At 49.0% G+C, this 12,696-nt stretch carries 12 protein-coding genes; all 12 read left to right on the top strand.

What is annotated here, in order from left to right; genetic code table 11:
* Positions 1 to 870 precede the first annotated feature (870 nt).
* The 12 genes from yabP (at position 871) to DESLBE_RS15920 (ending at position 12,681) form a co-directional block, all read left to right on the top strand.
* Positions 871 to 1,140 carry a sporulation protein YabP gene (gene yabP / locus DESLBE_RS15975; protein ID WP_015942592.1) on the top strand — a complete coding sequence of 90 codons (270 nt, stop codon included), beginning with the start codon at positions 871 to 873 and terminating at the stop codon, positions 1,138 to 1,140.
* A 76-nt stretch (positions 1,141 to 1,216) separates the two neighbouring features.
* Positions 1,217 to 1,705: a spore cortex biosynthesis protein YabQ gene (gene yabQ, locus DESLBE_RS15970; RefSeq protein WP_041271907.1), complete on the top strand. Its 489-nt coding sequence runs from the start codon at positions 1,217 to 1,219 to the stop codon at positions 1,703 to 1,705.
* A gap of 208 nt (positions 1,706 to 1,913) precedes the next feature.
* Positions 1,914 to 2,153, top strand: coding sequence for a sigma factor-like helix-turn-helix DNA-binding protein (locus DESLBE_RS15965; RefSeq protein ID WP_015942594.1), 240 nt, complete (start codon positions 1,914 to 1,916; stop codon positions 2,151 to 2,153).
* The gene (locus DESLBE_RS15960) at positions 2,122 to 2,448 is read left to right on the top strand and encodes a septum formation initiator family protein (protein ID WP_011458941.1); all 327 of its coding nucleotides are present in this window, start codon (positions 2,122 to 2,124) and stop codon (positions 2,446 to 2,448) included. Before DESLBE_RS15965 ends, DESLBE_RS15960 begins: the two co-directional genes overlap by 32 nt.
* A gap of 122 nt (positions 2,449 to 2,570) precedes the next feature.
* The gene (locus DESLBE_RS15955) at positions 2,571 to 2,957 is read left to right on the top strand and encodes a S1 RNA-binding domain-containing protein (RefSeq protein ID WP_005809726.1); all 387 of its coding nucleotides are present in this window, start codon (positions 2,571 to 2,573) and stop codon (positions 2,955 to 2,957) included.
* A gap of 252 nt (positions 2,958 to 3,209) precedes the next feature.
* Positions 3,210 to 5,321 (top strand): SpoIIE family protein phosphatase, encoded by a 2,112-nt coding sequence (locus DESLBE_RS15950; RefSeq protein ID WP_172625443.1) that lies wholly within the window; start codon positions 3,210 to 3,212, stop codon positions 5,319 to 5,321.
* A gap of 22 nt (positions 5,322 to 5,343) precedes the next feature.
* Positions 5,344 to 6,762 carry a tRNA lysidine(34) synthetase TilS gene (tilS, locus tag DESLBE_RS15945; RefSeq protein ID WP_015942597.1) on the top strand — a complete coding sequence of 473 codons (1,419 nt, stop codon included), beginning with the start codon at positions 5,344 to 5,346 and terminating at the stop codon, positions 6,760 to 6,762.
* Between the two features lie 142 nt (positions 6,763 to 6,904).
* Positions 6,905 to 8,878, top strand: a complete 1,974-nt coding sequence (ftsH, locus tag DESLBE_RS15940; protein ID WP_018305656.1) for an ATP-dependent zinc metalloprotease FtsH — start codon at positions 6,905 to 6,907, stop codon at positions 8,876 to 8,878.
* Positions 8,879 to 8,889: 11 nt separating this feature from the next.
* Complete coding sequence (gene ndk, locus DESLBE_RS15935; RefSeq protein WP_015942599.1) at positions 8,890 to 9,339, top strand: nucleoside-diphosphate kinase; 450 nt, start codon at positions 8,890 to 8,892, stop codon at positions 9,337 to 9,339.
* Positions 9,340 to 9,425: 86 nt separating this feature from the next.
* Entirely contained in the window at positions 9,426 to 10,136 is a 711-nt protein-coding gene (locus DESLBE_RS15930) for a DUF881 domain-containing protein (protein ID WP_144677521.1), read from the top strand.
* Positions 10,136 to 10,828 (top strand): DUF881 domain-containing protein, encoded by a 693-nt coding sequence (locus DESLBE_RS15925; RefSeq protein ID WP_144677519.1) that lies wholly within the window; start codon positions 10,136 to 10,138, stop codon positions 10,826 to 10,828. The genes DESLBE_RS15930 and DESLBE_RS15925 overlap by 1 nt, the downstream gene beginning before the upstream one ends.
* Positions 10,829 to 11,010: 182 nt before the next feature.
* Positions 11,011 to 12,681 carry a formate--tetrahydrofolate ligase gene (locus DESLBE_RS15920; RefSeq protein ID WP_144677517.1) on the top strand — a complete coding sequence of 557 codons (1,671 nt, stop codon included), beginning with the start codon at positions 11,011 to 11,013 and terminating at the stop codon, positions 12,679 to 12,681.
* The last annotated feature ends 15 nt before the right edge of the window (positions 12,682 to 12,696 follow it).

Here is a 12,696-nt window from a genome sequence, read left to right as displayed (position 1 = left end):
ACCCACCTTACTATGATTATCTCAGTTTAATGCTGTTAGGAAAAGCCTTCGCCTATTTTCATTCCCCTCTGTGAAATGAAATTTCATAAGTGTTTCTGCATGTGAACCGTGGCTCCGCTACGTTAAGAAAGCCTCGTTGACCTGACCGCCCCTCCGCTAAATCCGTACGCTTTTGCACGTAAAGCTACTGCTTGCGGGTTTCCTTTCAGTTTTTCCTTGGAGCCCTGGGGGGATTAGGTTGGGGAAGTCCGAGACCCGAAGGCTGGGCTCTTTGTGAGGCTCTTGCGAAGGATTTTTGGGATCACTCAGGCCTTCTGCAGAGCCTTGCCTAGGGTCGCCGACCCTGCCGCTCAAGCGGCGTCGGTAAAGACGGAAAAAGCGGCTTGGGTAGGGCAACTTGCTCAGCATTTCCTATAAAGCCCTGCTCACGCAGACCCGGAATGCAGCCCAAGGATTTTGCTTAACACAAGGGAAGCGAATTTAAGCGAGCGGAAACAAAACTTCGCGAAAAGCACGCAGCGGAGAAGGTTGGAAACAGGACGTTTCCAACCCGCCATTGAGCAGGAGCGATTTGGCGGGCACCTTTCGGAGCGGAGGGCTTTTCGCGTTAGTTTTGTCCGCGCAGCTTATGGAGCGACCGGTGTAAATCAAAATCCTGGAGATCTCCCCAGGGCCCCCGCGCGCTCGACGAGGTCCCCCAAACACAGCCCCAATAAGCGAAATAGCCGGCCACAGACAAGGCTCCTCTCCCCCTCGCAAACGAGGCGGAAGCAGAGCCTTGTTTCTTTATATTGTCCCGGATCTGGCATAAATCAGCCCCGCCAAGAATAAAGTTTAAGAAGAAAAATGGAAAAAGGAGGGCTGGTAGGAATGGAAAAAAATCCATCCAATCACCGGCTGGCCATGGATAATCGGCAATTCCTTTCGTTGACAGGGGTATCCAAAGTGCAGTCCTTTGATCCCAAGGAAATTTTGTTGGAAACCATTCAAGGGGTACTGAGCATCAAAGGGGAGAAATTAGGCATCAAGCATCTGGATCTCAAGGCCGGGCAAGTAGAGGTGGAGGGGCTGATCGATGCTTTAGTATATCCCCGCAATTCGGGATCGAGGCAAAATGTTTGGGCTAAAATCTTCCGTTAGATGCTCAAGTAGAAATACCCCATGAGCGGTTGGGCGGGGGAGGAAAGGGGGGAGAAAGATTTCTGACTTTGAAGCCTTGATTTGGGTCGTTGCAGCCGGTGCGGCAGTGGGCTTTGTTTTTGATTTTTATCGCTCCCTTCGCAAATGGCTGGGCTGGGGAAAAGTAATGACCGTGGTCGGAGATTTGATCTTCTCTGCTGTGGCCTTGTTCCTGCTTTTTAAATTCTTTTTAAAGGCCAATCATTTGGATCTTCGGTTTTATATTGTGTGGGGAAGTGTGTTGGGGCTGTTTCTTTATACGCGAATTCTCAGCAGGATAACCCTTTGGCTGTTCTTTAAATGCTACCGCTTCATTGAAGCGTGCCTGGGACTTATTCTGCTGGTGTTGAAGTTCCCCTTTAAAGTACTGGCTGTTCTCATGAGGCCCCCCTACGCTGTTTTACGTTGGTTTAGTCTCCTGGTTTTTCGTATAGCAGAGGCTTTCCTTGGCAAACCTTTAACAAAAACCCGCAAAACAATGATAAGTTTTTGGGAACGCCTCTTTCCGCCTAGGACTAATGGGTAAAATTAACAGAAGAGGTTGATTAAAGGGGTGGGCATCTGTATAATAGAAGATGTCCACAATTTGTAGTGTCTCTGTCCTCAGGTTGTCCATATTTTGTCCACAAGTTAAGCACAGGTTGTGGATAACTTGTGGGGAGGGATAATGGACCCTTTCTTATCCTCTGTGAGGATGCAAATGACATAAAATCCGCATAAGACAGGTGTATGCTGTGCATTTAGAAATTCGGGGGTTGGAGAAGCTGAGCTTTAGGGAACGGCAAGCCGTTATCTTAAAGGAAAGTGGAAAGTCACAGGAACAGATTGCCAAGAAATTGCACCTCAGCCCCAGCTCCGTGGCAACCCTGCTTAATCGGGCTAAGGGGAAGGGCTATGAGATTGTGTGCATTATTCCGGAAGCTGAATTAGGTCTAGGAGGGTTTGATCTTGACGAAGAAGAGTCCGACAACTAAAGAGTCCCGCCCCAAGACCAGAAAGCAACCTTTTCGGCCTTTATCCACGCTTGTCGTCTTGTTTGCCTTTTGTGCATTAGTAAGTTCTGCTTATCAGCTTTATGAACTTCGTAAAGAAGTAAATCAGAGTATTGCTCAGCTCAACCAAGAGAAGGAGGATTTGCTTCAGCAGCAAAAACTTCTTGAGGAAGAGATTCTGCAGTTGAATACTCCCAGTTATATTGAACAACTGGCCAGGGAGCAATTAGGGTTAGTCCGTAAGGGTGAAATTCGCATTGCGCCCAAAACAGAATAAAATACTTATGATTTAGTACAAAATGTCAGGATTCTCAAGACTTGTTATCTTGACAGTCCTCTCAGCAGACAGATATAATAAAAATAATGACTTAAATCATCACAAGGAGGAGTTTGCTTCGTATGGCCATTGCGGTTGGCACTATAGTTGAGGGTGTAGTAACGGGAATTACCAATTTCGGTGCTTTTGTGGAATTACCCGAGAAAGTCACAGGTCTCGTGCATATCTCAGAAGTTGCAGATGCATATGTTAAAGATGTTAGGGACTACTTGAAGGAACAAGACCGTGTTAAGGTCAAAGTGATCCATGTCGATGAAAAAGGGAAAATTGGTCTATCGATTAAACAGGCTAATCCGAGCCCGAAAAATACGACGCGGGAACGTCGCCAGCCAACCGTATCCTTTGAGGATAAATTAGCCAAGTTTATTAAGGATAGCGATGAACGGCAACTGGAATTCCGTCGTGCCACAGAATCCAAGCGCGGGGGAAGAGGATCAAGCCGATACTAGAAGCTAACGTTCTCTAAGATAAATGACCGCTGCAAAGCGGTCTTTTTAGCACTCTCAGAAAGTATAAAGCTCGGCGAAGCCGGGCTTTCTTTATATCTTGAAGGAAGGGTTTTTTGTTGTAGTATCCTGAAGGTTGAGGGTGAAAAGAGGACGATTAAGGCAATATTCAGGAAATGAGTCGAAAAGTAATCCAAATCTCCGCCTTCCCTAGACAAGCTTTGCCATAGCCATCAGGTATAATGTTGGTATTATATGGTAAGAGGTGAGGTCATGGCGGAATGGGCGACGTTGAAAACTAAGCAGGGATTGCGCAAGGAAAAATTGACTTTAGAGGGACATTTTTGGCCTTTTTTATTAGGTTTGCTGATAGCCCGCGGAAGTATTCTGGGGTTATACCCCTTTGGGATAGCCTTTGGCGCAGCCCTAATGCTTCATGGACGCAAAGGGACCATGATGGGATTGCTGGGGGTGACGGCGGGAGTGAGCTCCCTGTTCCTGAAGGACCTGGCCTCCGGGCTGCAGATTCTACTGACTCTGCTCATTCTGAGCCTTTTCGTGCCCCGGCTGCGCGGCAACAAGCGGGAGAGTCTTTATCTGGGGATTTCCACAGCCCTTGTGACGGGGTGTGTTGCCCTGGCGGTGTTGAGTTTTGGACAATTTGAAGTCTCGCTGGGAATGAAAGCCGCAGTGCTCGGCATTCTTAATGGCGGTCTGGCGGTTGTTTTCCGGTTTGCTTTGCGCTATCAGGATGCGGTCTGGCGGGGAAACTTTACCCGTGAGCAGGGAATGGCCTGGTTGCTCATTCTCATCGGGGTATTGAGCGGGCTCCATGGCGTCATGTTTAAAGAGATTAACTTCTCCGTAGTGGTTCTGAGCTTTTTTATTCTTTTTATTGCCCAGCGTTTTGGTGCGGGGGCGGCAGCTGGGGTGGGGGCTATGTTGGGCTTTCTTCCTCAGTTGGAGTTTAATCCCCAGAATTTGATGGCTGCCGGAATTTACGGTCTGGCCGGTTTTGGCACCGGAGCTTTTCAGAAGCTGGGAAAACTGGGTCTTGGTGTGGCCTTTATGAGCATTACCCTGATGTTCACTGTCTACCTCCAGCCGGAGGTGCTTTATTCCCAGTTATTATCGTCAGGTATTGGCCTGTTGCTTTTTTCACTTTTCCCCAGCACCACTTCCCAACATGATTTTTTAAAGGACAAGCCGATGCCGGAAGTAGAGTCCACGGTGACCAAGGTCAAGACCGTCGCGGAGATTTTTGATCAGATCGCCTACAGTGCTCAGGCGGCTGAGGCTGAAGTAGGAAAATCCAAACCGGAGATTCCGGAGCTGATGAATGTTTTAGTGGAAAGAGTCTGCAAAAATTGCCCCACCCTGGACACCTGCTGGACCCGGGAGTTTTATCGGACCTACCATTTGCTGTTCAATCTCTTCGAATGGGTAGAACGGGAAGAAGAAAAAGTTAATGTTCAAAATCTCCCTGTGGAATGGAAGCGGCATTGCGGGAAGCTTAAAGAAATGCTGCTGGGGGTCCAGTTTATTATGGAGCATGAAAAAAGCATAGAATCCTGGCGCTCCCGGCTGACGGCCAATCAGGAAGCCTTGGCCCGTCAATTTCAAAGTGTTTCCCAAGTTATCGGGCATCTGGCCAAGGAACTTAATGCCCGCCACAATGTGGAGCAGGTCAAACCGGCCAGCCTGGCCCGGCGGCGCAAGCAATTTTTGGATGTGGGAGTGGCCTCTTTTACGAAGAAGGGGAACAGTATATCCGGAGACAATTATGCCTCCTTGGCCTTTGCGCCGACCCAGCATGCCTTCATCGTCAGTGATGGCATGGGAGTGGGAGAAGGGGCGGCCAAGATGAGCTCCACAGCCCTGAATCTGTTGGAGCAGCTCCTGACCACAGGCTTTGAACCGGAAAGTGCCATTCAGGCGTTGAATTCCATTTTGGTTCTGCGCTCTCCGGAAGAAAGCTTTGTTACTTTGGATATTGGTATCCTTGATTGTGAGTCCGATGATCTCAAGCTGATCAAAGTGGGGGCCTGCCCCTCCTATATTGTCCGCGAGGATAAAGTCCATATGTTTCAATCCTCCAGCCTGCCGGTAGGGATCTTAAATCATGTGGAGATTCCTGTTATCGAAGAAAAATTACGCCCGGATGAGTATTTAGTGCTTGTTACGGATGGAATTCAGGATATACTAAAAGATGGGAAGGATTGGTTGAAAAAATTCTTGGATCGCCAGCATCCCCAGACCGCCCAGGAATTGGCCGAGGCTATCGTGCAGGAAGCGCGGGCTATGAGCGGCAACGACCTGGCGGACGACGGAATTGTCCTGGTGGTGAAAAAGAACATTTTTCATTGAGCCGCAAGGAGGGTAAGGGGCATTGTATGAAAAACTAAAGCAGCAGGTATTGCCGCAGCTCATTGCGCCTGGCTCCCGGATTCTGGCTGCTGTATCGGGAGGGCCGGATTCTGTGGCTCTTGCCCATATATTGTGGCGCTATATTCAGGACAAGCAGGAGCAGAAGATTACTCTCGTTATAACCCATGTTCATCATGGGGTGCGTGAGGAATCGGATGATGAAGAGAAGATGGTACAAAATATGGCAAGGGATTGGGAAATCCCTTGTCTTATTCATCGTTTCGATTCCAAAAATTATGCTAAGTCGGTGGGAAAATCCTTTCAGACGGCTGCCCGGGAATGGCGCTATGCCTGTTGGCAGGAAGATATGAGGAAAGAAAATTGCACCCTGCTGGCCACAGCCCACCATCTCGGGGATCAAGCGGAAACTGTACTGTACCGCCTCCTGCGGGGCAGCGGTACAGCGGGATTGGCAGGAATTTATCCGCAAAAAGGTAAGCTGATTCGTCCACTTCTTACAGTCACCAAGGAGGATATCCTTGAATATTGTCGAAATGAGAAGTTACCCTATGCCCTGGATCATTCTAATGAGGAACCTATCTATGTCAGGAATAAAATTCGCTTACAGCTGTTACCGGAACTTCAGCGGGAGTATAACCCTAAGATTATCGAGGCTTTAGGGCGTACGGCTGAAGTTTTGCGTTGGGATGAGGAATACCTGGAAGAAGAAGTCCAGTCAGCCTGGAAGAGATGGGCCATCCTAGACACAGAGCAAAGGGTGGGTTTGCGCAGAACAATCTTTGAACTTCCCAAAGCTATTTTATCCCGATTGATTCGCAGAGCTGCCACCCTGGTTTCCGGAGAACCCCGGGGAATAGCTTTTCAGTATGTGGAGCAGGTGATGGCTTCCCAGGGCCAGGTAGGCTGGAGCCAGGATCTGCCGGGGCTGAACATTGGGATAGATTATCAAGGGGTATGGTTTCAAAGGGCGGACTGGGGGCAGTCTATTAATGAATCCCCGGATATCTTATTGCCCTCTTTGCCTGTCGGCGCCCATTGGGGTGAGTGGCTCCCCTGGCGGGATGAGGCGGGGGTGAATTGGCTGGTTGGTCTTTTCTGCCTGGAGAAAGAAGCAGAAGACAATGATTACCCGGGCCAATGTGTGGATAAAGTCTTTTTCGACGGGCCAGGCTTGATACGAAACAGTGAAAAGCTGCAATGGCGGTATCGGCAGGAGGGAGACTGCCTGTGGATTGCAGGATTAGGGCATAAATCCCTGAAAAAAGTCTTCCAGGATGCCAAAGTTCCGGCTAAGCACCGACCGGTGATTCCTCTCCTGGCCATGGGCAATGAAATTCTCTGGATACCCGGAGTGAAGAGGGGAGATCGCTATCCCATTGAACAGGGAAAGGGAGCTGTCGGCGTTCTTATCAAATGCTGAAGCCGGCAATGGATGAATCACGAAAAGGGAAGGAAGAAGAAAGGCTGGGTTCGTTGTAAAAGGGGCTTTTTCGTGGTATAATATGTAATATTGTCTTTGTATGATGGGACATTTTTTTCCAGAAGAGGGGAGGACCAGACGTTTGAAATTTTTCAAAAACGCTGCTGTTTATTTACTGATTATTCTCATTGCGATTATGCTCATAAGATTTGCCAACCCACCGGCGACTCAGCCCTTGGATATGGATTACACCAAATTTTATGAGGCGGTGGTTACGGGTCAGGTTGAAGAAGTTGTAATCAGTACCGATGATAATGTCAATACCTATGAAGTTAAAACCAAAGACGGTCAGCAATATGTAGTGCTCGGTGAAGCAAAGGATGTTGATCTGTCTGCGCAAATGAACGAGCATAAAGTTAACGTGCGGGTCAATCCGCCGGTCACCACTCCTTGGTGGGCCGGTTTGATCACCACGGTACTGCCTTTCCTGTTAATCGGCGGCTTTATCTTCTTTATGATGCAGCAGAGCCAAGGGGGCGGCAACCGGGTCATGCAGTTCGGGAAAAGCCGGGCTAAACTGGTGACGGATGAAAAGAAAAAGGTGACCTTTGCCGATGTGGCGGGAGCCGACGAGGTGAAGGAAGAGCTTGAAGAAGTTGTGGAATTCCTCAAGTTCCCTAAGAAATTTAATGAGTTGGGAGCTAAAATTCCCAAAGGAGTGCTGCTCTTTGGCCCTCCCGGAACCGGTAAGACCCTTTTGGCCCGGGCTGTGGCAGGAGAGGCGGGGGTTCCTTTCTTCAGTATCAGCGGCTCGGACTTTGTGGAGATGTTCGTCGGGGTGGGAGCATCACGGGTACGTGATTTATTTGAACAAGCCAAAAAGAATGCCCCTTGTATCGTGTTTATCGACGAGATCGACGCGGTAGGCCGGCAAAGAGGCGCCGGTCTGGGAGGCGGCCATGATGAGCGGGAACAAACCCTGAACCAGCTGCTCGTTGAGATGGATGGTTTTAATGGGAATGAAGGCATCATCATTATCGCGGCCACCAACCGCCCTGATATTCTCGACCCCGCCTTGTTGCGGCCGGGGCGTTTCGACCGCCAAGTAGTGGTGGATGTTCCCGATGTCAAAGGCCGTGAGGAGATCTTAAAAGTCCATGTTAAAGGCAAACCCATGCACAACGATGTGGAGCTGGATGTCTTAGCCCGCCGCACGCCGGGATTTACCGGAGCGGATCTGGCCAACCTTGTCAATGAAGCGGCCCTGCTGTCTGCTCGCCGCAATGAAAAAGAGATTAAAATGAATGCTCTGGAGGATTCTGTGGAACGGGTTATCGCCGGACCGGAGAAAAAGGCCCGGGTCATCAGTGACTATGAAAAGAAATTGGTTTCTTATCACGAAGCAGGTCATGCTTTAGTGGGAGAAATGCTGACCCATACGGATCCCTTGCACAAGGTGTCCATTATTCCCCGGGGACGGGCCGGCGGGTATACCCTGCTCCTGCCTAAGGAAGATCGCAACTATATGACAAAGTCTCATTTGTTGGATCAGGTCACCATGCTCTTAGGGGGGCGGGTGGCAGAAGCCCTGGTTCTCCATGAGATCAGCACCGGAGCCTCCAATGACTTGGAGCGGGCTACCGGTCTTGTCCGCAAGATGATTACTGAACTGGGAATGTCCGAGGAGCTGGGACCCCTTACCTTTGGACAGAAGGAAGGTCAGGTGTTCCTGGGCCGGGATATTGCCCGGGATCGCAATTATAGTGAAGCGGTGGCTTACTCCATCGATAAAGAAGCGCGCCGGATGATCGATGAATGCTATTTGAAGGCGCAGACCATTATTCAGGAGAACATGCATAAGCTTAACGCGATTGCCCAGACTTTGATGGAGAAAGAAACCATCGAAGCCAAGGAATTTGCCGAGCTGATGGCCCGCTTTGATCAACCAGTGGAAACCGCACAAGTCCCGGAGCCGTCGGAGACTGAAAATAATACAACGGAACATGATGATCTTCTTCCCGCCACAGGGGAGACCTCCGTGGAGGAAGAAGGCAGGACGGAAGCCGAGGGATTGAGCGGGTCAACCTTAGAAGAAGAAAAAAATAAGATTGACTAGGGGAGGATATTATGGAAAAGACCTTCATCATGCTCAAGCCTGATGCTGTACAGCGGGGGTTGGTTGGGCAAATTATCGCACGCTTTGAAGCAAAGGGGTGCAAACTGGTAGGAATGAAGCTTATGAGTGTTGATCAGGCTTTGGCCGAGCAACATTATGCAGAGCACAAAGGGAAAAGCTTTTTTGAGCCCACAGTTCAATATATTATGTCTTCTCCGGTGGTGGCTATGGTTTGGGAAGGCAAAAATGTCGTGGCTCTGGCTCGGGAACTGATGGGAGCCACCAACCCTGCCAATGCCAATCCCGGCTCTATCCGCGGCAGCTTTGGCATGGATATCAGCCGCAATGTGATTCATGGCTCAGATTCTGTAGCCAGTGCAGAACGGGAGATTGCCCTCTATTTTAGACCCGAAGAGCTTTGTGACTATCGCAAAGCTGGGGAAGAGTGGCTCAGCGAGTAAAATAGAGAGTAAATTGAAAAAGGGCACCGACTTCGGTGTCCTTTTTCAAAAAATAATTCTTGATAAGAGTTAGAGGTGTATTAGCCATGAACTTGCCGAAAAACGGCAAAATGATGCTTACGGTGGCCAGCCTGATTTTAGGCATTCTCTTCATATCCTTATTGAAAACTACAGGGGCGGCAGGATCCACTGCGAGAACAGATACAACCCTAGCTTCACTTATTCAAATCGGCCAGGAAAACGAGCAATTGAAAAATGATATTACCAAACTTAAAGAAGACTTATCTAAATTTCAAGAGGGTCAGAATGCGTCTAAAGTCATACTCGAACAGCTGGACGCAGCGAAACGCAATGCCGGGCTGACCAAGGTCACCGGACCCGGCATACGAATTACGCTTGACGATGCACAGGATCGGGATATCAATAACGAGGATATCTATTACTACCTGGTTCACGAAGAATATATCCGCACGATTGTCAATTTGCTCTGGCACGGCGGAGCTGAAGCTATCTCGGTCAATGGACAGCGGATTACAGGCAATACAGAAATTTTCTGCAGCGGAGCCTTCATTCAGATTGGTCAGACCCGCCAAATGCCCCCCTATGTGATTGAAGCTGTAGGGGATGTGAACTACTTGCAGTCGGCCTTGAACTTTTATTTCTGGGATCGCTTAGGCGAGTATCAGGAACAATATGGAATCACAAGAAAACTCGAGGTGCCCACGGAGCCCCTGATTATACCGGCAGGCAAGACTCAGCAATTTCGCTACTCTGAACCTATGAAGGAGGCGAAATAATGAAGAAGCGTACCCTGGCCATACCCTTGACTTTGGTGGCCTTAGCTTTAGGATTCTTACTCACGCTGCAAATGCAGACTCAAAAAAGCGTGGTGGAACTGGAGAGAATTCAAGCACAAAGGGCCGCTTCCGCCAGAGATTTTCTGGCTGAAGCGCAAGAGGAAAACAAACTGCTCCAGGAGCAGCACGCAGCCCTGACAGCCCAGTTGGAAGAAGCCCGTACCCAAGGAGGAACCAGTCCGGCCCTTCTCGCCGAGTTGGACCGCTATCGGATGATGGAGGGTACGGTGAATGTCCAAGGTCCGGGAATCGTGATTACCATTGATGACCGGCAACAGGAACATAAAGTCGTGCTTCCGATGAGCAACGAAAATCTGCTCAAAATAATCAATACCCTTAAGTTTGCCGGAGCGGAAGCAATCAGCATTAATGGTCAGCGGGTTGTTGCTTCCAGCGCCATCGTTTACAGTGGGACCAACACGAAACTGATTAATCAAGTCCCCATCACTCGAACGGAAGGAGTCCCTTATGAGATCCTCGCCAGCGGGAATCAGGATCAACTCCTGGATTATTTCACAAAGCTGGAAGCCTCAAGTCTGAAGCAGATGGGGATGAGTGTCAGTGTAGCCAGAAAAACCGTGCAAATTCCTTCGTATAAAGGAGTATCACCTGTAAAAAGCCCTGAATCTTAGGTCTATCCTGGCATTTTTTTCTCTAAACGAGATTTTATAATTTTCAAAAAATTTATTGTTAATCCAAGCAGGGAATCTTCTCTTCTCGCCGAATTAGTATAATTGGACTGGAGCTTTCAAGGATCTGGAAAAGGGACTTTCATAGTCCGAGACGAAAGAGTGGAAAAAGGAGTGAATTTTAATTGAAAACCGATATCGAAATTGCACAAGAGGCAACGATGAAACCAATTACGGAGATTGCTCAGGGGTTAGATCTGCTGGAGGATGAGATTGAGCTTTATGGCAAATACAAAGCCAAGGTCAACTTCAGTGCTTGGGAACGCCTCAAGGATAGACCCGATGCTAAACTCATCCTGGTGACTGCAATTAATCCTACCCCTGCCGGTGAAGGAAAAACCACGACGACCGTTGGCTTAGGACAAGCTATGTCCAAGATTGGCAAAAACGCCATGATTGCCTTGCGTGAACCTTCCCTGGGTCCTTGCTTTGGTGTTAAGGGTGGAGCAGCCGGGGGCGGATATGCTCAAGTTGTGCCGATGGAGGATATCAATCTCCACTTTACCGGTGATTTCCACGCTATTACTTCGACTCATAATTTATTGGCAGCACTTTTAGATAATCATATACAACAAGGCAATCTTTTGAATATCGACCCTCGCCAAATCGTATTCCGTCGGGTCATGGATATGAATGACCGGGCTTTACGCAAAATTGTGATTGGTTTAGGCGGCCGCACAGAAGGAATTCCCCGGGAAAACGGTTTTGATATCACAGTGGCTTCCGAAATTATGGCGATTCTCTGCTTAGCCAAGGATCTTATGGATCTGAAAGAACGCTTCGGTCGGATTGTGGTGGCTTACACTTATGACGGTAAGGCGATTACCGCTCATGATCTGGAAGCTGAAGGTGCGATGGCTCTGCTCATGAAGGATGCCATTAAGCCCAATTTAGTTCAAACCCTGGAGAACACTCCTGTATTTATTCATGGCGGTCCTTTTGCTAATATTGCTCACGGCTGTAACAGCGTCGTGGCTACCAGAATGGCCATGAAGCTTGCTGACTATGTCATTACCGAAGCCGGATTCGGCGCTGATCTCGGCGCTGAGAAATTCTACGATCTGAAATGCCGCTTCGCAGAGCTGAAGCCGGCGGCTACGGTCATTGTAGCGACTGTCCGCGCTCTGAAGATGAATGGCGGAGTCGCTAAGGAAGATCTGGGACCGGAGAACCTGGAAGCTTTGGCTAAAGGTATCGTTAACCTGGAAAAGCATATCGAGAACATCGGCAAGTTTGGTGTTCCTGCGGTGGTGGCTATCAATCGTTTCCCCACCGATACCGATGCTGAATTAGAGTTTGTGGCAGAACGCTGCCGTCAGCTGGGAGCCGAGTTCGCCTTATCGGAAGTCTTCACTAAAGGTGGCGAAGGCGGTATTGAGCTGGCCAAGGCTGTTCTCAATATTGTTGATAATAAAGAATCCAATTTCCATGTTCTTTATGAATTGGATCTGCCTATTGCCAAGAAGATCGAGACCATTTGTAAAGAGGTTTATGGTGCCGATGGTGTGAACTTTACCAAAGAAGCCCTAACCTCGATGAAGAAATATGAAGAATTAGGCTATGGCCAATTGCCCATTTGTATGGCTAAAACTCAGTACTCCTTAACCGATGATCAGAATGTTCTGGGCCGCCCATCGGGCTTTACCATTACGGTCCGTGAACTCCGCTTATCTGCCGGCGCCGGATTCCTGGTAGCCATCACCGGTGCTATTATGACCATGCCCGGACTTCCCAAACGCCCGGCTGCTTTAAGAATGGATATTGACGCTGCAGGGCGCATTACCGGCCTCTTCTAAAACAGGTCGTCTGGC

The sequence above is a fragment of the Desulfitobacterium sp. LBE genome, from assembly GCF_007830365.1.
GTDB lineage: Bacteria > Bacillota > Desulfitobacteriia > Desulfitobacteriales > Desulfitobacteriaceae > Desulfitobacterium > Desulfitobacterium hafniense.
This window is presented reverse-complemented; position numbering and strand designations above follow the sequence as displayed.

What these genes read in the sequence shown, in the direction of transcription:
- ndk (WP_015942599.1), top strand. Translation starts at nt 8,890, where the DNA reads ATGGAAAAGACCTTCATCATGCTCAAGCCTGATGCTGTACAGCGGGGG.
- yabP (WP_015942592.1), top strand. Translation starts at nt 871, where the DNA reads ATGGAAAAAAATCCATCCAATCACCGGCTGGCCATGGATAATCGGCAA.
- DESLBE_RS15930 (WP_144677521.1), top strand. Translation starts at nt 9,426, where the DNA reads ATGAACTTGCCGAAAAACGGCAAAATGATGCTTACGGTGGCCAGCCTG.
- DESLBE_RS15950 (WP_172625443.1), top strand. Translation starts at nt 3,210, where the DNA reads ATGGTAAGAGGTGAGGTCATGGCGGAATGGGCGACGTTGAAAACTAAG.
- DESLBE_RS15925 (WP_144677519.1), top strand. Translation starts at nt 10,136, where the DNA reads ATGAAGAAGCGTACCCTGGCCATACCCTTGACTTTGGTGGCCTTAGCT.
- DESLBE_RS15955 (WP_005809726.1), top strand. Translation starts at nt 2,571, where the DNA reads ATGGCCATTGCGGTTGGCACTATAGTTGAGGGTGTAGTAACGGGAATT.